We start from the raw sequence: 17,449 nt of genomic DNA, 5'->3' as shown, positions 1-17,449 counted from the left end.
CAAGGTTCATCCTAAGATATCCCCCTGGCCCCAAAAAATAGGGTGGTTATAATTTATCTATTATAATCGTCACTTAAGCTTTAGCTTTAAAGCCCTTCAATCTCAGCGCATTCAGTAATACTGAAACAGACGATAAACTCATGGCTGCACCAGCAAACATAGGACTTAATAATGGGCCACCAAATAGGTAGAGGATACCCATGGCAACTGGGATCCCAACCGTGTTATAGGCGAAAGCCCAAAATAGGTTTTGCTTAATATTGGTAATGGTTGCCCGACTCAATTCAACCGCTGTTGGCACGTCCATTAAGTCGCTACGCATCAAGACAATATCCGCTGATTCAATGGCTACATCAGTCCCTGAACCAATGGCAATTCCGATATTGGCTTGGGCAAGCGCTGGCGCATCATTGATCCCGTCACCAACCATGGCCACGTGTAAGCCTTCATCTTGTAATTTCTTCACTTCATTGGCCTTGTCTTCCGGCAAGACCTCACTAAAGACCCGGTCGATGCCCACTTGCTTGGCAATCGCCTCAGCAGTCCCCTTGTTGTCACCCGTGATCATGGCCACTTCAATGCCCATTCGGTGTAATTTTTGGATAGCTGCTACAGAGTTTTCTTTGACCGTATCCGCTACTGCAATAATCCCTAATAATTGGCCGTCAACCCCAACAAACATGGGCGTTTTACCCTCAGTAGCCAATTGGTCAGCCTCAGCTCTTGCATCCGATAAATCTATATTGTGATTAGCCATTAATTTACTATTGCCTAGCAAAACGATTTGGTCATTCAAGCTAACTTGTAAGCCGTGTCCAGGAATCGCTTGGAAATCTTGGCTGGCCGTTAAAGTCAACTTGCGGTCCTTGGCTTCAGCTACAATCGCTTCACCTAGTGGGTGTTCTGACCCCACTTCTGCAGACGCTGCAACTTGCAAGATATCATCCGCATCCGCGCCATTGAAAGCTTTAATATCTGTCACCACCGGTTTGCCTTCGGTAATGGTACCTGTTTTGTCAAAAACAATAGTTTGAACTTTATGGGTTTCCTCTAAGGCATCGCCACTCTTAATCAAGACGCCATTCTCAGCACCCTTACCAGTCCCCACCATAATCGCTGTTGGCGTCGCCAAACCTAAGGCACATGGACAAGCAATCACTAGAACGGAAATGGTAATAGACAAGGCAAATATCCATGATTCTTGCCCTAGGAAATACCAGGCAAGTCCAGAAATTGCTGCTAAGCCCATCACAATGGGGACGAAAATACCGGATACCTTGTCCGCTAACTTGGCTATTGGCGCTTTAGACCCTTGTGCTTCTTCAACAAGTTGGATAATTTGCGCAAGGGTTGTGTCCTTGCCGACCTTTGTGGCCTTGAATTGGAATGACCCGTTCTTGTTGATAGACGCGCCAACAACCTGGTCGCCTACCCTTTTTTCAATTGGGATACTCTCCCCAGTAATCATGGCTTCGTCAACCGCTGAGCTGCCCTCAACGATCTCGCCATCAACTGGAATTTTCTCGCCAGGGCGAACGACCAAAATATCGCCCGCCAACACCTGGTCAATCGCCACTTCAACCTCTTGACCGTCGCGCATTACTCGAGCCGTTTTCGGTGCCAAGCCCATCAATTTTTTAATGGCTTCAGACGTCTTGCCTTTAGACACAACCTCCAAATATTTCCCTAAAGTAATTAATGTCAAAATAACCGCCGCTGACTCAAAGTATAAGTCAGGATGACCGTGGCCTACATGCAGCTGGCCAGATACCAATAGACCTGTCATCACAATCCCTTGAACAAGCGCTGCCCCTGTCCCAATAGCAATCAAAGAGTCCATATTGGGATGTCCTTTAAAGAGGGCTTTAAAACCCACTTTGTAGAAGTCGCGTCCCAAATAGACAACTGGTAAGGTCAGCAACAACTGGATGACCGCAAAATTCATGGCATTGGTCATTGGATTCAAGAATTCAGGTAAGGGTAAACCGCCAAAAGGTAGCATGGGACCCATGGCTATATAAAGTAAAGGCACAGTATAAATAGTAGACCACAAAAATCGGCGCCATAAAGCTTGGATATGGGCACTTTGACGATCAGCTTGACTAGGCCCTTCCTGTTCACTGGTTTCTAATTTGGCTTGGTAGCCCGTATCTTCAACTGTACGGACAATATCAGAAACATTTAAGGCCGCCTCATCAAAGGTCACTGTCATTTTTTCAGTGGCTAAATTCACATTCACCGATGAAACAGCGGCTAATTTACCTACCGATTTCTCAATCGCTTGGGCACAAGACGCGCAGGTCATCCCTTCAATTTCAAAGCTAGTCGCCGATAAATTCTTCACCGCCTTATAACCTGCATTCTCAACTGCCTGAGTGATATCAGCCTCTGAAACTTGTTTGTTATCATAAGTAACCGTTAACTTTTCAGTTGCCAAGTTCACATTCGCAGCATCCATGCCCGTTAACTTGGCGACCGATTTCTCGACCGCTTGCGCACAGGATGCGCAGGTCATCCCTTCAATTGTATAAGTATCTTTCATTATACATTCTCCTTTAGACGAAAATTATTGCGGGTTGGCTGTATAGCCCGCTTCCGCAACAGCAGCCACAATGGCCGCACTATCTACTACTTGATCATCAAATCGGACCGTTAAAACTTTACTTTCAACCGGTACATCCGCTGCTTCAACGCCATTTAAGCCAGTTACTTCCTTTTCAATACGCGCCTTGCAGTGGGCACACGACATATCTGGGATTAAGTAAGTTTTCGTATTCATATTAAATCGCTCCTTATTTATGTATGTGTTTTTATATTGTTTACATTTGTAATCTTAATAAACTTAATATACCTTGACTGATTACACTTGTCAACGATAAAGTTGCCATTTTTTCAATTTCCTAAAAAATGAAGGCTAAATAGCTCATATGGTGAATTCTTCCTCATCAATAACTGGATTCACTATCATTGTCCATAATAGGATTATTCACTAGAATTTGTTCCCTATCCGTTACACACGACAGGGCTTTTTTAATAGCGTATTCTAATCCGTTAACACACAAGAAATCCCAATATTCATTTCTTGAACCAAAAAAAGCAGGACTATCAAAGCCCCGCTTATGAACATCTTATAAATCTTGTATCTAATTAACTATTCCAAATATCTTCTAAAATGTTTGTTTGCGTCCGGTCTGGACCCACAGAGAATGTCGCAATATTTACACCAACTAATTCCGATACACGTTTAACATATTGACGTGCATTTGCCGGTAATTCTTCTAAAGTCTTACAAGCAGTAATATCTTCTGACCAACCTGGTAACTCTTCATAAACTGGTGTACATTCAGCCAATTGTTGTAGACTAGCTGGATAATGTTCAATACGTGTACCGTCTGCTGTTTCATAGGCTACACAAATTTTCACTGTTTCTAACCCTGACAATACATCGATTGAATTCAATGATAAATCAGTTAATCCAGAGATACGTTTAGAGTGACGCATCACAACAGAGTCAAACCAACCAACACGGCGTGGACGGCCAGTAGTTGTACCAAATTCACGTCCAACTTCTCTGATTTGATCACCAACTGTATCAAATAATTCAGTTGGGAAGGCACCTTCACCAACACGAGAAGTATAAGCTTTGGCTACACCAACAACTTTGTTAAAGCGTGTTGGTCCAACACCAGTACCAACTGTCGCACCACCTGAAACTGGGTTAGATGACGTTACATATGGGTATGTACCTTGGTCGATATCCAATAGGTTACCTTGAGCACCTTCAAATAATACATTTTCACCACGGTCTAAGTAGTCATTAATAATCACTGAAGTATCCGCTACAAAGTGCTTAATTTCTTGACCATAAGCGTAGTATTCAGCATAGACTTCTTCAAAGTCTAAAGGTTGACCACCATAGATTTTGGTAATAATTTGATTATTATAATCAAGATTAGCTTTTAACTTCGCTGCAAAAGTATCTTTTTCCAATAAGTCACATACGCGAATACCACTACGGCTAGCTTTGTCAGTATAAGCTGGGCCAATACCTTTAATTGTTGTACCAATTTTGTCGTCGCCCTTAGCTTCTTCTTGAAGATGGTCCAACTCAATATGATAAGGTAAAATCACATGGGCACGGTCTGAAATACGCAAGCCGCTCACATCAATGCCATGGTCCTTTAGGTAGTTCAATTCTTTAATCAATGCTTTCGGATTTACAACAACGCCGTTTCCGATGACAGATAACTTCTCAGATGAAAAGATACCTGATGGAATTAAGTGTAATGCGTACTTTGTGCCGTCAAATTGAATCGTGTGACCTGCGTTGTCCCCACCTTGGTAACGTACGATCACAGATGCATCTTTCGCTAGAAAATCGGTAATTTTACCTTTACCTTCGTCTCCCCACTGTGTACCTACTACGACAATCCCTGACATAAATGATTTTCCTCTCTGTTATGCAAACATTTCATCATCAGTTCTAAAGCTCACTGATGAAAATTTGTTAAATTCTTTTGTAAAAATAAGTTTCACTGTCCCACGCGCACCGGACCGGTTTTTCTCGATAATAACCTCTACGATATTATCTTCCAATCTCGGTTCGCCACCACCATCATCTTCTTCGCCCTCGCCACGTTCGTAATAATCATCACGATATAGGAAGGCAACGATATCCGCATCCTGCTCGATTGATCCCGACTCACGAATGTCAGAAAGAACGGGACGTTTATCCTGTCGCTGTTCCACACCACGTGATAACTGAGATAACGCGATTACAGGCACGTGTAATTCTTTGGCAATTTTCTTTAATTGTCGCGAAATATCAGACACTTCTTGTTGTCTGTTTTCATTTCGTTTACCAGACCCTTCAATTAATTGAAGGTAGTCTATCACAATTAAGTCCAGCCGCCCACGCTCTTTAAGTAGGCGTCTACTCTTAGAACGAATTTCGGTTACTCTGATACCTGGTGTATCATCGATATAAATATCTGCTTCCGATAGCGCCCCTGAAGCAACGATCAAATCTGACCATTCATCTTCTGTTAACTGTCCAGTCCTTAAATGACCAGCATTTATACTACCTTCCGCACAAATCATACGATTTACCAGAGATCCAGCCCCCATCTCCAAAGAAAAGACCGCGACAACACCATCTTGCTTAGTAGCCACATTCTGTGCGATATTCAAAGCAAAGGCTGTCTTACCAACGGCTGGACGTGCTGCCAGAATAATCAACTCTTCTGGTTGCAGTCCAGCTGTCATGGCATCCAGATCAGGATAACCAGTTGGAATCCCTGTTACGTCCTGACCATTTTTAGATAAATCATCTAAATTTTGCATAGACTCGAACACGACATCTCGAATATGGATAAACCCATTTCGATTTCGATTCTCTGCTACATTTAAAATAGACTTCTCAGCCTCATCTAAAATGACAGATACTGACTCTTCTTGCTCAAAACTCTCGCGGGCAATCTTATTAGAAGCTTGAATCAGCTTTCTCAATAAAGATTTCTCTTCAACTATGCGGGCATAATATTCCGCATTCGCTGCAGTCGGCGTATCATTTGCCAATTGGAAAATGTACTCATAGCCGCCAACATTTTCAAGCATATGCATGTTATTTAATTTTTGTTGAACCGTTAACGCATCAATTGCCTCATCATCCCGGTTCAGTTCTTCCATCGCTTCAAAAATAAGTTGGTTTGCACGACTATAAAAATCATCGGCAGAAACATACTCCAGCACTGAAATGAACACATCGGAATCAAGTAAGATGGCACCGAGCACAGCTTGCTCAGCCTCTATACTTTGAGGCGGTGTTGTATGATCTAAATTCTCCGCCAAGTCAGCACCTCCATCACCTAACTATTATACTAAAAAACATAAGCACATTGATATAAAAATTGAATAAAATAGGAGGCCAGGAATACATCCTAGCCTCCAATATATAGATAGACTAGCCCTATTCTTCGACGATATGTACGCGAATAGTAGCTTCAACCTCATGATGTAATTTTACAGGTACATTTGTGTAACCAAATGAACGGATTGGTTCGTCCAAGTCCATTTTACGTTTATCTAATTTAATACCGTATTGTTTCAACATACCAGTAGCAATTTGTTTAGATGGGACTGAACCAAACAAACGGCCGTCTTCTCCACCCTTAGCTTTAATCGTTACGACTGTTTTCTCGTCTTCGATTTTAGCTTTTAAGTCTTTTGCTTCTTGTAATTCTTCTTGCGCTTGTTTCTCGTTGGCTTTTTCTTTACCACGTTGCGCAGAAACAGCACTTGATGTAGCTTCTTTGGCTAAACCCTTTTTCAATAAGAAGTTTTGTGCATAGCCATTAGGGACTTCTTTTACTTGACCCTTTTTACCTTGATTTTTAACATCTTGTAGAAAAATAACCTTCATGATTATTCATCCTCCTCATCTTTATCCATAATAACAGATTTTAACATTTCTACTGCTTCAGAGACAGTCACACCTGAAATTTGTGTAGCAGCATTCGATAAATGACCACCGCCACCTAACTCTTCCATTGTACGTTGAACATTAATCGTTCCAAGACTACGTGCAGAAATACCCACACGACCGTCTTCTCTTAAATAAACCACAAAAGAAGCATCCACGTTACGCATAGATAGCAAAGTATCCGCTGCTTGGGCAGCCGTAACTGAGTCATATACATCCTTATCTTCACCACTAGCAATACCCAGATTGCCAGAAATCAATTCCACATTTTCAATTAATTGATTACGTTTAATATAGTCCGTTAAGTCCTCTTTCAGTAGGTTTTGAATCATAAATGAATCAGCACCTACAGATTTTAAGTAACTAGCCGCATCAAAGGTTCTTGACCCTGTACGTAGAGAGAAATTACGTGTATCCACAATCATACCCGCTAACATAGCAGTTGCTTCAATTCGTTTGATTGGTTCACTTTCTTGATTTTGATACTCGAAGAACTCTGTAATTAACTCACTTGCAGAAGAAGCATAAGGCTCAATATATTCTAACAATACATTATCCGGTACTTCTTCCCCCTTACGGTGGTGGTCAATAATAATAACAGGTCTATTCGGTGTAATCAAGTCTGGTGCAGTGGTAATTGACGGACGATGTACGTCCACCAAGAATAATAGTGAATCCTGTGCCATCAACTCTTCTGCTTGTTCAGGCGAGATAATTGATTCCGCAATTGATTCATCCTTACGTAACTCCACCAATAAACGTTCAATATCATCATTAATACGACTTTCATCAATAATCACATAACAAATTTGGTTATTCATTTGAGAAATACGACGAATACCCAAGCAAGCACCAACAGCATCCATATCTGGGTAATCATGCCCCATAACGAATACTGAAGACGTGTTTTGAATCATTGTTGAAATAGTATTGGCGATTTGACGTGAACGTACACGTGTACGTTTTTCCATAGGGTTTGTCTTACCACCATAATAACGCGCTTTTTGATTTTTAGTACGGACAACGACTTGGTCACCACCACGACTTTACGCAAGATCTAAGTTAGACTGTCCTTGTTCAGAAATATCATCCACATCAATAACGTCATCTTTCTCCTGGTATGAAATCCCCATAGAAATCGTTAATGGTGTATTGGCCTTTGATGTTTTCTCACGAAGGGTGTCAACGACCCCAAACTTGTTCTCTTCCATTCGAGACAACTGACCATAGGTTGATACCAGCAAGAAATGGTCATCATCCAAACGTTTAATATAAGAATCATAATTCTTAGCCCACTTAGATAAATCACTCGTTACCAAGTTGTCAATCATAGATTTTCTTCTATCATTCATTGAAGATACCGTTTCATCATAATTATCGATCACAATATGACCAATTACAATACGGCCAAGGTCAGCATTCTTAGCAATAATGCCGTACTTGGTTGCATCAATAAAGTACATAGCATGCTCATCTCTTAAATAAGTTACCTCGAAATGCGCATTCTTCCACTGGAATCGTTTAGCTTTCAGTGACGGGTCTTCACGGAATTCCTTGTACAATTCAAAAATTTCTTCATCTAAATCATTAATATCTAATCCAATGATTTCCTTCTGGTAGAAGTACTTTTGTAAAAAGGGGTTTACCCATTCAATTGTTGGGTCATCTTCATCGAAGACAATAATACCAATAGGCATATTCAATAGAATTTCACTTTGTACAGATTTAATCTGGTTACCTAATCCTAAGATATAATCACTCAAGGCGGTTAACATCTGGACCAAAGCAAAAGCAAGTAAACCTATTACAACAACAATCAAACCAACAATTACAAAACCCATTTGTATACTAACTGTTGCACTAATACCAATCACGATAATTAATAATAATAGCGCAATAATAAGTGGCCATATAATTGCCGACTTCAATAAGAAAGAAGGTATTTTAGACTGCCAATTCTCTCTTTTCATAATAATCTCCTCTAGGTCAAAATTCGACACTTTAACATATACCATTTTAACACAATCTTAAAAAACAATCATTTTTATACAATTTAAGATTTTATCGAACAGATGTTCTCATTATATTGTTTCACGTGAAACAATATAATAGTATCTAATCGTAATGGGACTGTTGATTTCTAGACATAAAAAGTATACGTATTGTAAAAATAACTAAAACCTTATTATTATATAAGCATTTTGAAAAATAGATAAGCTCCTATCCTACAGTTGACAGTTGCTATGGCCTTGTCTTTGTCTTTGGGAAGGAAATATAAATATTTTTAAACGTTTTTAAGTAATTAGAAAATAGATATAGGATTCTTTAAATCGATATCATTCATATCTTATCAAAAATATCAAAGTCAAAGACCTCTTTAAGAAATATACGATATGAATGTTTCACGTGAAACATTCGTATTAATGATAGCGAGTCTTCAAGATTACAAGTTTTATAAAGTGTATACTCTCCGATACAGGAATCTTCCCACAGTCCACTAACAAATGATTCTAACGAAGTCATATTTCATTCTATCAATTTACCTTTGATTAATCTTATCCACCTAGCAAGTTAATCCTAAAAGCAACTGATTATTATACAGGTCCTATCAATATTCACTATAAGCTACTTGTTCACCGTACCTCAAATTGATGAATGAAAGCAATTATCCAATAGCTAGCTGCTCGCTACAATTAGAATGGATTTTGTCCAAAATTTCTTTTTATCATTACTAGCTCTATACCAACTATGATTTTTATTAGGATAAGAATGGATACAACTTCCGTAAATCTCTGATTGATAATCCCAAGAATTTTGCCGATAGCTTAATTGGTACCGTCGTAATTGTTTAATCATTAGTCACATATCTTTATATGGTAACCACCGATACAATAAACCAGATATGATTAACTAACGGCCTTAATGACAATAGAATGGAATGCTACATTAACTTCTCTCCTTACCACGAGTCGATATTGAAAATAAGTCGACAATTAATAATGTTTCACGTGAAACATTATCGAAGATCAAATTGACTTCCAGTTTATTGGAGTTATGAAATAGCTACTGTATAATCTTAAATCCGCAGAACTCATACGGTTACGGTTAGTCTTATCTATAATAATGAGAAAATTAACTTACCAGCTATTGAATAGCTACAATTACATCAATACATCATATTATCTACTAATCTTAGTCTTTAATGAATTTCTTTAGTTTACTACTATAGAATATTTTAGAATAACACACAGTACACAGTGCTAAAAATAAATATTTATGTCACGGAAAACTCAATATACGCATACGCCATTAAAATCTCTTACCACTAGTATTTTGTCTTTACCTGCAACATATAAATCCTATTTATCTTACAACCTTCAATTTACACCAGAGAAAGACTAAACAGGGCTTCTTTTATGGAGGAGGTTTGTTTCACGTGAAACATAATTAATCACGCTTTTTTTCTAGGTTTATATAAATAATTTTTGTAAAAAAGAAAGTAAAATTTTTTTTTATCAATGTAAGTTAGTAACTAAGACATCCATCTATATAGCAGTAGCCATGAGCGGCTAATAATTATTCCTAATATATCGAATGTTATCCAAATGTGGCGAGGGTCTATTGCTTTTTTCTCTTTAAATATTGATTTGGAAAGATCACCCAGAATTAATCAGTTTGTATAAGGGTTTTATAAACCTTAGGCATTTACGTTTACCACACATAGAGGAATAATCAATACTGAAGAGGAATGTTTCACGTGAAACATTCCTCTAGATTTTTAAAAAAACATAATTAAAAATGTCAGCATCTAAAAAAAAACATAAGTCATTCTATAATCACAGAAACTTTTGTAACTAATTGTAGTAAAGCATCGATTTTACTTTTAACAGGTGAAGGAAATGGTGAATGGTGATTGATTTTAGAAACCGGTACCCTACAAACTGTCTAAAATAAGCCTTATTAATAGGATATTAGCCAAAAAATACAGTGAAAAACTCATGTATTAACCCTTTAATGAACAAGACCTTGGTCAATCATAATATATAAGAGAAATTCAATAAATAGATCCTTATTAACTCTTGCCTGCTACTAAAAAATTACCAATTAAGTAAGGATTGGAATAAGATAAGCAAGTAAGAAGGGCGCGCTTATTAATACAGTTCCACGTGAAATGTCATTAAAACCAAGTAACAGATAATTCTTCTTATTCTACTTTTCTAAGTTATATTTATACTTTTCTCTCCGTTATTCACTTATTTCAAGTGTAACTAATATTGTACCCATTCAAAATTCTCCTTAACTTCCCCTATTAGATTGTTATATTCATGCTTAAAATATATCAATGCTTTGCTTTCTTCTTCTTTATGCAAACTCATTTACTTGTGAAATTTCACATCTATATTCACTTGAAAAGAGATACGCCACCCATTCTTTTCTACTTTTGCTGCCAAATGAATATATCTCTTTACTTTTATACGAATAATCACCATCTTTTAATTGCTTATCTTTTATCTAATTTTACCTCTCTTACCCTATTTTTTTAACTTAAAGCCACTTTCAACCCATAGTCTCTTTTTAAAAATTGCAATCTTTTCATCTAAACTCCCCTCACTGTACTACAACAATTAGTTTTCGTATATGTTATATATCCTTACATGAAATAGACTATTTTTGCTTTTAATTTAATTTTCAAACACTTATATACCGTCAATTTATCCACATCATTATGCTGCCATTTTTAACAACAGGTTTCATGTGAAACATGCACTTCATTAAAAATAGTCGGTTAGAATCTAGTTTCCACATGTGAATAAACCATCTATACACAGGAATCTACTCAAAATTTTGGTTTCTATCCACAAGGCAATTGCCTACAGCAACAGGGGAATTCGAATGAATTTTCGACTTAGTCACAGGCTTATCCACAAACACATGTTTCCTATTTTGATTATGATTTTCAAGAGGCTTAATTCATCTCTCTTCCTATTATTAAAACAATAAGAGATAGTATTAAAAACGATTAATAGAAATATTAATAAATTATGAACAAAATGCTATTTTTTCTTGAAATTTTATTCTAGTTCATGTAAAGTATCTTAAAATCTAAATGATTAGAATCAAATTATAAAATTTATTGAAATATCATTTTTAAAGGAGCTGAAACCATGTCCTCTAACCAGGTATTATTAGAAATTAATCATTTACATACAGGATTTCGTTTTGGCGATGAGTACTTTAATGCTGTCGATGATGTTACTTTGACTTTGAATGAGAATGAAGTCCTTGCCATTGTAGGGGAGTCAGGGTCTGGTAAAAGTACTTTAGCTACCTCGATTGTTGGTTTACATAATCGAAATAATACGCAAATCCAAGGAGAAATTCTCTATAGAGGGAATAATCTTTTAGAAAATAGTGAAGCGCAGTTTAACAAAATTAGGGGAAATGATATTGGGATGATTTTCCAGGATCCTTTAGGTTCTTTAAACCCCTTGATGACAATACAAGATCAAATTGAAGAAACTTTATTGTATCATTCTGGTTTATCCAAATCTCAACGTCTTGCGAGGGTGGAGGAACTATTAACACAGGTTCAAATCCCTCATCCAAAACGTGTGATGAAACAATATCCGCATGAATTATCTGGTGGTATGCGCCAACGTGTGGTGATTGCAATTGCTTTAGCAAACAAGCCAGCCATTATTATTGCTGATGAGCCGACTACTGCCTTAGATGTGACTGTGCAGGCGCAAATCTTAGATTTGATGAATGATATTCAAGATGAAACGGGATCTGGCATCCTATTAATTACCCATGATTTAGGGGTAGTTGCACAAACGGCAGATAAGGTAGCCGTGATGTATGCCGGTGAGGTAGTTGAAATTGCTGATGTGTTTGAACTATTTAATAATCCAAAACATCCTTATACGCGATCACTACTGAATTCAGTGCCACACGAGCTTGAGAATGAGGAAGATGAACTTCATGTTATTCAAGGGACTGTGCCTTCACTGCAAAACCTGCCAAGAAGGGGTTGCCGTTTTGCTAGTCGTATTCCATGGATTGATGATAGTGAGCATGAAGAAAATCCGACCATGCATGAGCTGGCCCCAAATCATTTCGTGAAATGTACTTGTTGGCAGCATTTCCATTTCCCTGAGGAAGCGGATGTTGCGGACTTGAAGGAAGGGGTCGAGTAATGGGATTTATTGAAGTAAAAGATTTGAAAGTACATTATCCTATACGCGGCGGATTCTTTAATACGGTACAGGACAATGTATTTGCCGTGGATGGTGTTGATTTAGAAATTGAAAGTGGTAAAACTTACGGCCTAGTTGGTGAATCGGGTTCTGGCAAGACGACTATCGGCCGTGCCATTATCGGTTTGGAGAAGGCGACTGCTGGACAGATTTTATATGAAGGAACCGATGTCACCAATAAAGCGCGGAAGCGGTCTGGTAAATATGGCGAGTATAACCGTAATGTTCAGATGATCTTTCAAGATTCGACTATGTCCTTAAATCCGAAGAAACGGATTTTAGATGTGATCGCTGAACCAATTCGCAATTATTATCAATATTCCGAAAAAGAAGTGAAGCATCGGGTAATCGAGCTGTTAGAGATTGTTGGTTTGAATGAAGATACAATCTATAAGTATCCGCATGAATTCTCGGGTGGTCAACGGCAACGTTTAGGGGTTGCGCGGGCTGTAGCCAGTAACCCTAAACTGATTATTGCCGATGAACCTACTTCAGCCTTGGATTTATCGGTTCAAGCGCAGGTTTTAAACTTTATGAAGCAAATTCAAAGTGAATATAACTTGAGTTACTTGTTCATTTCCCATGACTTAGGGGTTGTGGAACACATGGCAGATGAAATTGCCATTATGCATAAAGGACGATTTGTTGAGCGTGGTTCCAATAAAGAAATTTTCAATAACCCGCAACATATTTATACCAAACGGTTATTGGCTGCAATTCCTGAAATGGATCCGAATAAACGTGCTGAGATTAAAGCACGACGTCAGCAAATTGATGCTGAGTATCAAAAGACGTCTAACATTTATTATGATGAAAATAATCGTGTTTATGATCTATATCCATTCTCAGACAATCATGATGTTGCCTTTGATCAATCATTGAAAGGGGGCAATTAATATGTGGAAGACAATATTTAGAAGAGTTCTGCTGATGCTCCCGCAAATTTTAATTTTGAGTATCTTAGTATTCGCGGTAGCTAGATTGATGCCTGGTGACCCTTTTACAGGGCTTATCACACCAGAAACTGATCCTTCAACGATTGAAGCCTTGCGTGAACGGGCTGGTTTGAATGAACCGATTATCGTCCAGTATTTTAATTGGTTGAAGAATGCCTTCCAGGGTGACTTTGGGATGTCTTATACCTATAAATTGCCAGTATCCACTTTAATTGGTGGACGAGCGGTTAACACGATCTTCCTGTCACTGCTCACTTTGATTTTTACCTACTTAATAGCCTTACCACTTGGGATTTTATCAGGTCGTTATAATAATACTTCTTTTGACAAAGGGGTCGTATTATACAACTTCATTTCCTACGCAATTCCAACTTTCGTACTTGCCTTACTAATGGTTTGGCTGTTCGGGTATGAGTTGCAGTGGTTCCCAACAAATGGGTCGGTATCTACTGGATTAAGTGCTGGCACACCTGCTTATTATTGGGACCGATTCTACCATATGTTACTACCAGCAATTACCTTCGCCTTGCTTAGTACAACAGGAATCATCCAGTATTTGCGGAGTGAGGTAATTGATGCAAAACAGCAAGACTATGTGAAGACGGCTCGGTCTAAAGGGGTACCTGAGAATGTGGTGTACAACCGTCACATTTTTAGAAACTCGCTATTACCAGTGGCTTCAACATTTGGTTATGAAATTACGGGTTTAATCGGGGGTTCAGTATTTATTGAACAAATCTTCGCTTATCCTGGTATGGGTCAACTCTTCATTCAATCGATTTATAGTCGTGACTATTCGGTCATTACTGCCCTGGTATTGATATTTGGTATCTCAACAATTCTAGGTACGCTACTTTCTGACATTATTATGACGATTGTAGATCCTCGTATTCGGATTGATTAGGGAAGGGGTGATGACGAATGGAAAATTATAAAAAAACAACTGACCAAGATGCGATTGCACAAGAATTAGCTAGTGCACCGCCAACTGGTTTGCGCGTAATTTGGCGTGAATTTTTAAAAGATAAACTAGCACTATTTAGCATAATCTTCTTTATTCTTATTATTCTTGGGGTATTCATTGGGGCAATTGTCATCGACCAAGATGAAGTATTGCGAATTTCTCTATTAGATTCCTATATGCCACCTAATGATGATTTTATCTTAGGAACTGATTCCGGTGGTCGTTCTATTTTTGGCCAACTCATTATAGGTGCTAGAAACTCCATTACGATTGGTTTTACTATTACGGCACTGACCAGTATCGTTGGAATCACGGTTGGCTTGGTTGCTGGTTACTATGGTGGTATTATTGATAATTTCTTGATGCGGATCATTGATTTTATCATGTTACTTCCAACCACCATGTTGATCATCGTATTTATCACACTGGTTTCAGACTATAATGTGTGGACATTCATCCTCATCATGAGTGCCTTCTATTGGGTAGGGCAAGCGCGGTTAATCCGTAGTAAAGCCTTATCTGAGAGTCGAAGAGATTATATCTCAGCATCAAGAACGATGGGGACACCAACTTACAAGATATTATTTAGGGAAATTCTCCCGAATTTAAGCTCTCTGATCATCGTAAATGTCACTTTGAACTTTGCCGCAAATATCGGTATTGAAACTGGGTTAAGTTATTTAGGATTTGGGTTACCTACTTCCACACCTAGTTTAGGGACATTGGTCAGCTACGCTCAGTCACCAGATATTCTGGAAAATAAGACTTGGGTATGGCTACCTGCATCACTACTGATTTTAGTATTGATGCTTTGCATTAACTATGTGGGTCAAGCATTAAAACGATCTGCAGATGCAAAACAACGTTTAGGGTAATTATATTTTTAAAAATTACAACATCACAATTTAGTTTAGGAGGAAAGTGTATGAAGAAATGGTATAAGTTATTGGGTTTAACAGCTGCAGCCAGCTTGGCTTTAGTGGCGTGTGGTAACAGTGATAGTGAAACTGCAGAGTCATCTTCTAGTAGTGAAAGTGGTGAGGTAGTTGCACCTGAACTAGCGACTACAGTCGATAACGAGGGTGATGCAATTGATGGTGGTACTTTACAAGTTGGTTTAGTAACGGACTCACCTTTCCAAGGTATTTTCTCTTGGGAGTTTTATGAAGATGCTTATGATGCAAAAATTATGGAGTTTGGTTTCGAGTCATTATTTGGCACTGACGATGACTTCCAAATTGACGACTCCGGTAAAGCCACATTGGCATTAGATCAAGAAAATAATAAAGCAACAATTACCTTAAAAGAAGGCTTGAAATGGTCTGATGGTGAACCATTAACTGCCGAAGATGTGATTTACTCTTATGAAGTCATTGGTCACCCTGATTATACTGGTATTCGTTATGATGGTACCTTCCAAAACGTAGTCGGTATGGAAGAATACCACAGTGGGGAAGCTGATACGATTTCTGGTATCACGCAAGTCGATGATGTCACTGTTGAAATCGAATTCCAAGAAGTAAGTCCTTCAATGCTTCAAGCAGGTGGGGGTGTTTGGTCATACGCAATGCCTAAACACTATTTAGAAGACGTTCCAGTAGCTGAATTAGCTTCATCTGAGAAAATCCGATCTACACCAGTTGGAGACGGTCCTTTCCGTATTACCAAAGTAACACCAGGTGAGTCAGTTGAATACGAAGCCAATGAATATTACTGGCAAGGTGAACCTCAATTAGACAACGTTGTCGTTGAAGTAGTGCCTTCAAGTTCAATTGTCCCTGCCTTAGAAAATGGTACTTATGACGTAGCTTTAAGTATGCCAACTGATTTATATGCAAGTTACGCTGAACTGCCTGGCTATACATTACTAGGTCGTGAAGAATTATCTTATACATATATTGGATTTAAGTTGGGTAAATGGGACGCTGAAGCCGGTGAAGTTGTTTATGATGAAGATGCCAAAATGGCGGATAAATCCCTTCGTCAAGCTATGGGATATGCCATTGATAACGACGCTGTAGCACAACGTTTCTACAACGGCTTACGTTCAAATGCCAACACTGTTATCCCACCAGTATTTGGTAGTTTTGGTGCAACAACCGAAGAAGTACCTGGTTACTACTATGATGCAGATAAAGCCAACCAATTATTAGACGATGCTGGCTATGTAGATACTGATAACGACGGTATTCGTGAAGATTCAGATGGTGAACCATTACAAATTAACTTTGCCTCAATGGAAGGTGGAGAAACGGCTGAGCCAATTGCACAATACTATATCCAAGCTTGGAAAGAAGTTGGTTTGGATGTTCAATTAACAGATGGTCGTTTACTAGAATTCAACAGTTTCTATGACCGTATTGAAGCAGATGATGAAAATATCGATATCTATCAAGCAGCTTGGGGTACTGGTAGTGATCCTGCGCCAAATGGCTTATACGCGCGTAATTCTGCCTTTAACTTTACGCGTTGGGCGACTGAAGAAAATGACCAATTCATGGCTGACTTTACAAGTGCAGAAGCTTTTGACGAAGAATTCCAACGTAACACCTTTGTTGAATGGCAAAAATACTTCTCTGAAGAAGCACCAGTTATTCCAACATTATTCCGTCAAGAAGTTATGCCTGTTAACAACCGCGTAAAACACTTTGACTATGCTAATAACCCAGCGGATGACTTTGGATGGCACACAGTTGAAGTAACAGCTGATGCACCAGTATCAGAATAAAGTGATTTAAACTAGATATTACAACCATTTTTAGATAGTGATTAGGCGTATGTGGCGTGGCCA

The 17,449-nt window shown here is 38.5% G+C and carries 10 protein-coding genes and 1 pseudogene; 5 read left to right on the top strand and 6 right to left on the bottom strand.

Going from position 1 to position 17,449, the window contains the following annotated elements:
• Positions 1-73: 73 nt before the first annotated feature.
• From AWM74_RS04650 to AWM74_RS09625, 6 genes and pseudogenes are all read right to left on the bottom strand, one after another.
• Entirely contained in the window at positions 74-2,545 is a 2,472-nt protein-coding gene (locus AWM74_RS04650; protein ID WP_201784327.1) for a heavy metal translocating P-type ATPase, read from the bottom strand.
• A 21-nt stretch (positions 2,546-2,566) separates the two neighbouring features.
• Positions 2,567-2,779: a heavy-metal-associated domain-containing protein gene (locus tag AWM74_RS04645; RefSeq protein ID WP_026465553.1), complete on the bottom strand. Its 213-nt coding sequence runs from the start codon at positions 2,777-2,779 to the stop codon at positions 2,567-2,569.
• Positions 2,780-3,147: 368 nt separating this feature from the next.
• Positions 3,148-4,440, bottom strand: a complete 1,293-nt coding sequence (locus AWM74_RS04640) for an adenylosuccinate synthase (protein ID WP_026465552.1) — start codon at positions 4,438-4,440, stop codon at positions 3,148-3,150.
• Between the two features lie 18 nt (positions 4,441-4,458).
• Complete coding sequence (gene dnaB, locus AWM74_RS04635) at positions 4,459-5,850, bottom strand: replicative DNA helicase (RefSeq protein ID WP_026465551.1); 1,392 nt, start codon at positions 5,848-5,850, stop codon at positions 4,459-4,461.
• Between the two features lie 118 nt (positions 5,851-5,968).
• Positions 5,969-6,421, bottom strand: coding sequence for a 50S ribosomal protein L9 (rplI, locus tag AWM74_RS04630; protein WP_026465550.1), 453 nt, complete (start codon positions 6,419-6,421; stop codon positions 5,969-5,971).
• A 2-nt stretch (positions 6,422-6,423) separates the two neighbouring features.
• Positions 6,424-8,451: pseudogene (locus AWM74_RS09625) on the bottom strand (DHH family phosphoesterase).
• Positions 8,452-11,646: 3,195 nt separating this feature from the next.
• On the opposite strand from AWM74_RS09625, the gene AWM74_RS04620 reads away from it, so the two are divergent.
• Genes AWM74_RS04620 through opp4A form a run of 5 tightly spaced genes read left to right on the top strand, consistent with a single transcriptional unit; the run spans position 11,647 to position 17,386 of the window.
• Positions 11,647-12,678, top strand: coding sequence for an ABC transporter ATP-binding protein (locus tag AWM74_RS04620; RefSeq protein ID WP_026465549.1), 1,032 nt, complete (start codon positions 11,647-11,649; stop codon positions 12,676-12,678).
• Positions 12,678-13,634 (top strand): ATP-binding cassette domain-containing protein, encoded by a 957-nt coding sequence (locus AWM74_RS04615; RefSeq protein ID WP_026465548.1) that lies wholly within the window; start codon positions 12,678-12,680, stop codon positions 13,632-13,634. Before AWM74_RS04620 ends, AWM74_RS04615 begins: the two co-directional genes overlap by 1 nt.
• 1 nt (position 13,635) lies before the next feature.
• Complete coding sequence (gene opp4B / locus AWM74_RS04610; protein ID WP_026465547.1) at positions 13,636-14,598, top strand: oligopeptide ABC transporter permease; 963 nt, start codon at positions 13,636-13,638, stop codon at positions 14,596-14,598.
• Positions 14,599-14,615: 17 nt separating this feature from the next.
• Positions 14,616-15,533 carry an ABC transporter permease gene (locus AWM74_RS04605; RefSeq protein ID WP_016897203.1) on the top strand — a complete coding sequence of 306 codons (918 nt, stop codon included), beginning with the start codon at positions 14,616-14,618 and terminating at the stop codon, positions 15,531-15,533.
• 50 nt (positions 15,534-15,583) lie between these two features.
• On the top strand, positions 15,584-17,386 hold the full coding sequence (gene opp4A / locus AWM74_RS04600; RefSeq protein ID WP_026465545.1) for an oligopeptide ABC transporter substrate-binding protein: 1,803 nt from the start codon (positions 15,584-15,586) through the stop codon (positions 17,384-17,386).
• The last annotated feature ends 63 nt before the right edge of the window (positions 17,387-17,449 follow it).

This window comes from Aerococcus urinaeequi (genome assembly GCF_001543205.1).
Lineage (GTDB): Bacteria > Bacillota > Bacilli > Lactobacillales > Aerococcaceae > Aerococcus > Aerococcus urinaeequi.
The sequence above is the reverse complement of the archived record's forward strand: the minus strand, read 5'-3'. Positions and strand labels throughout refer to the sequence as shown.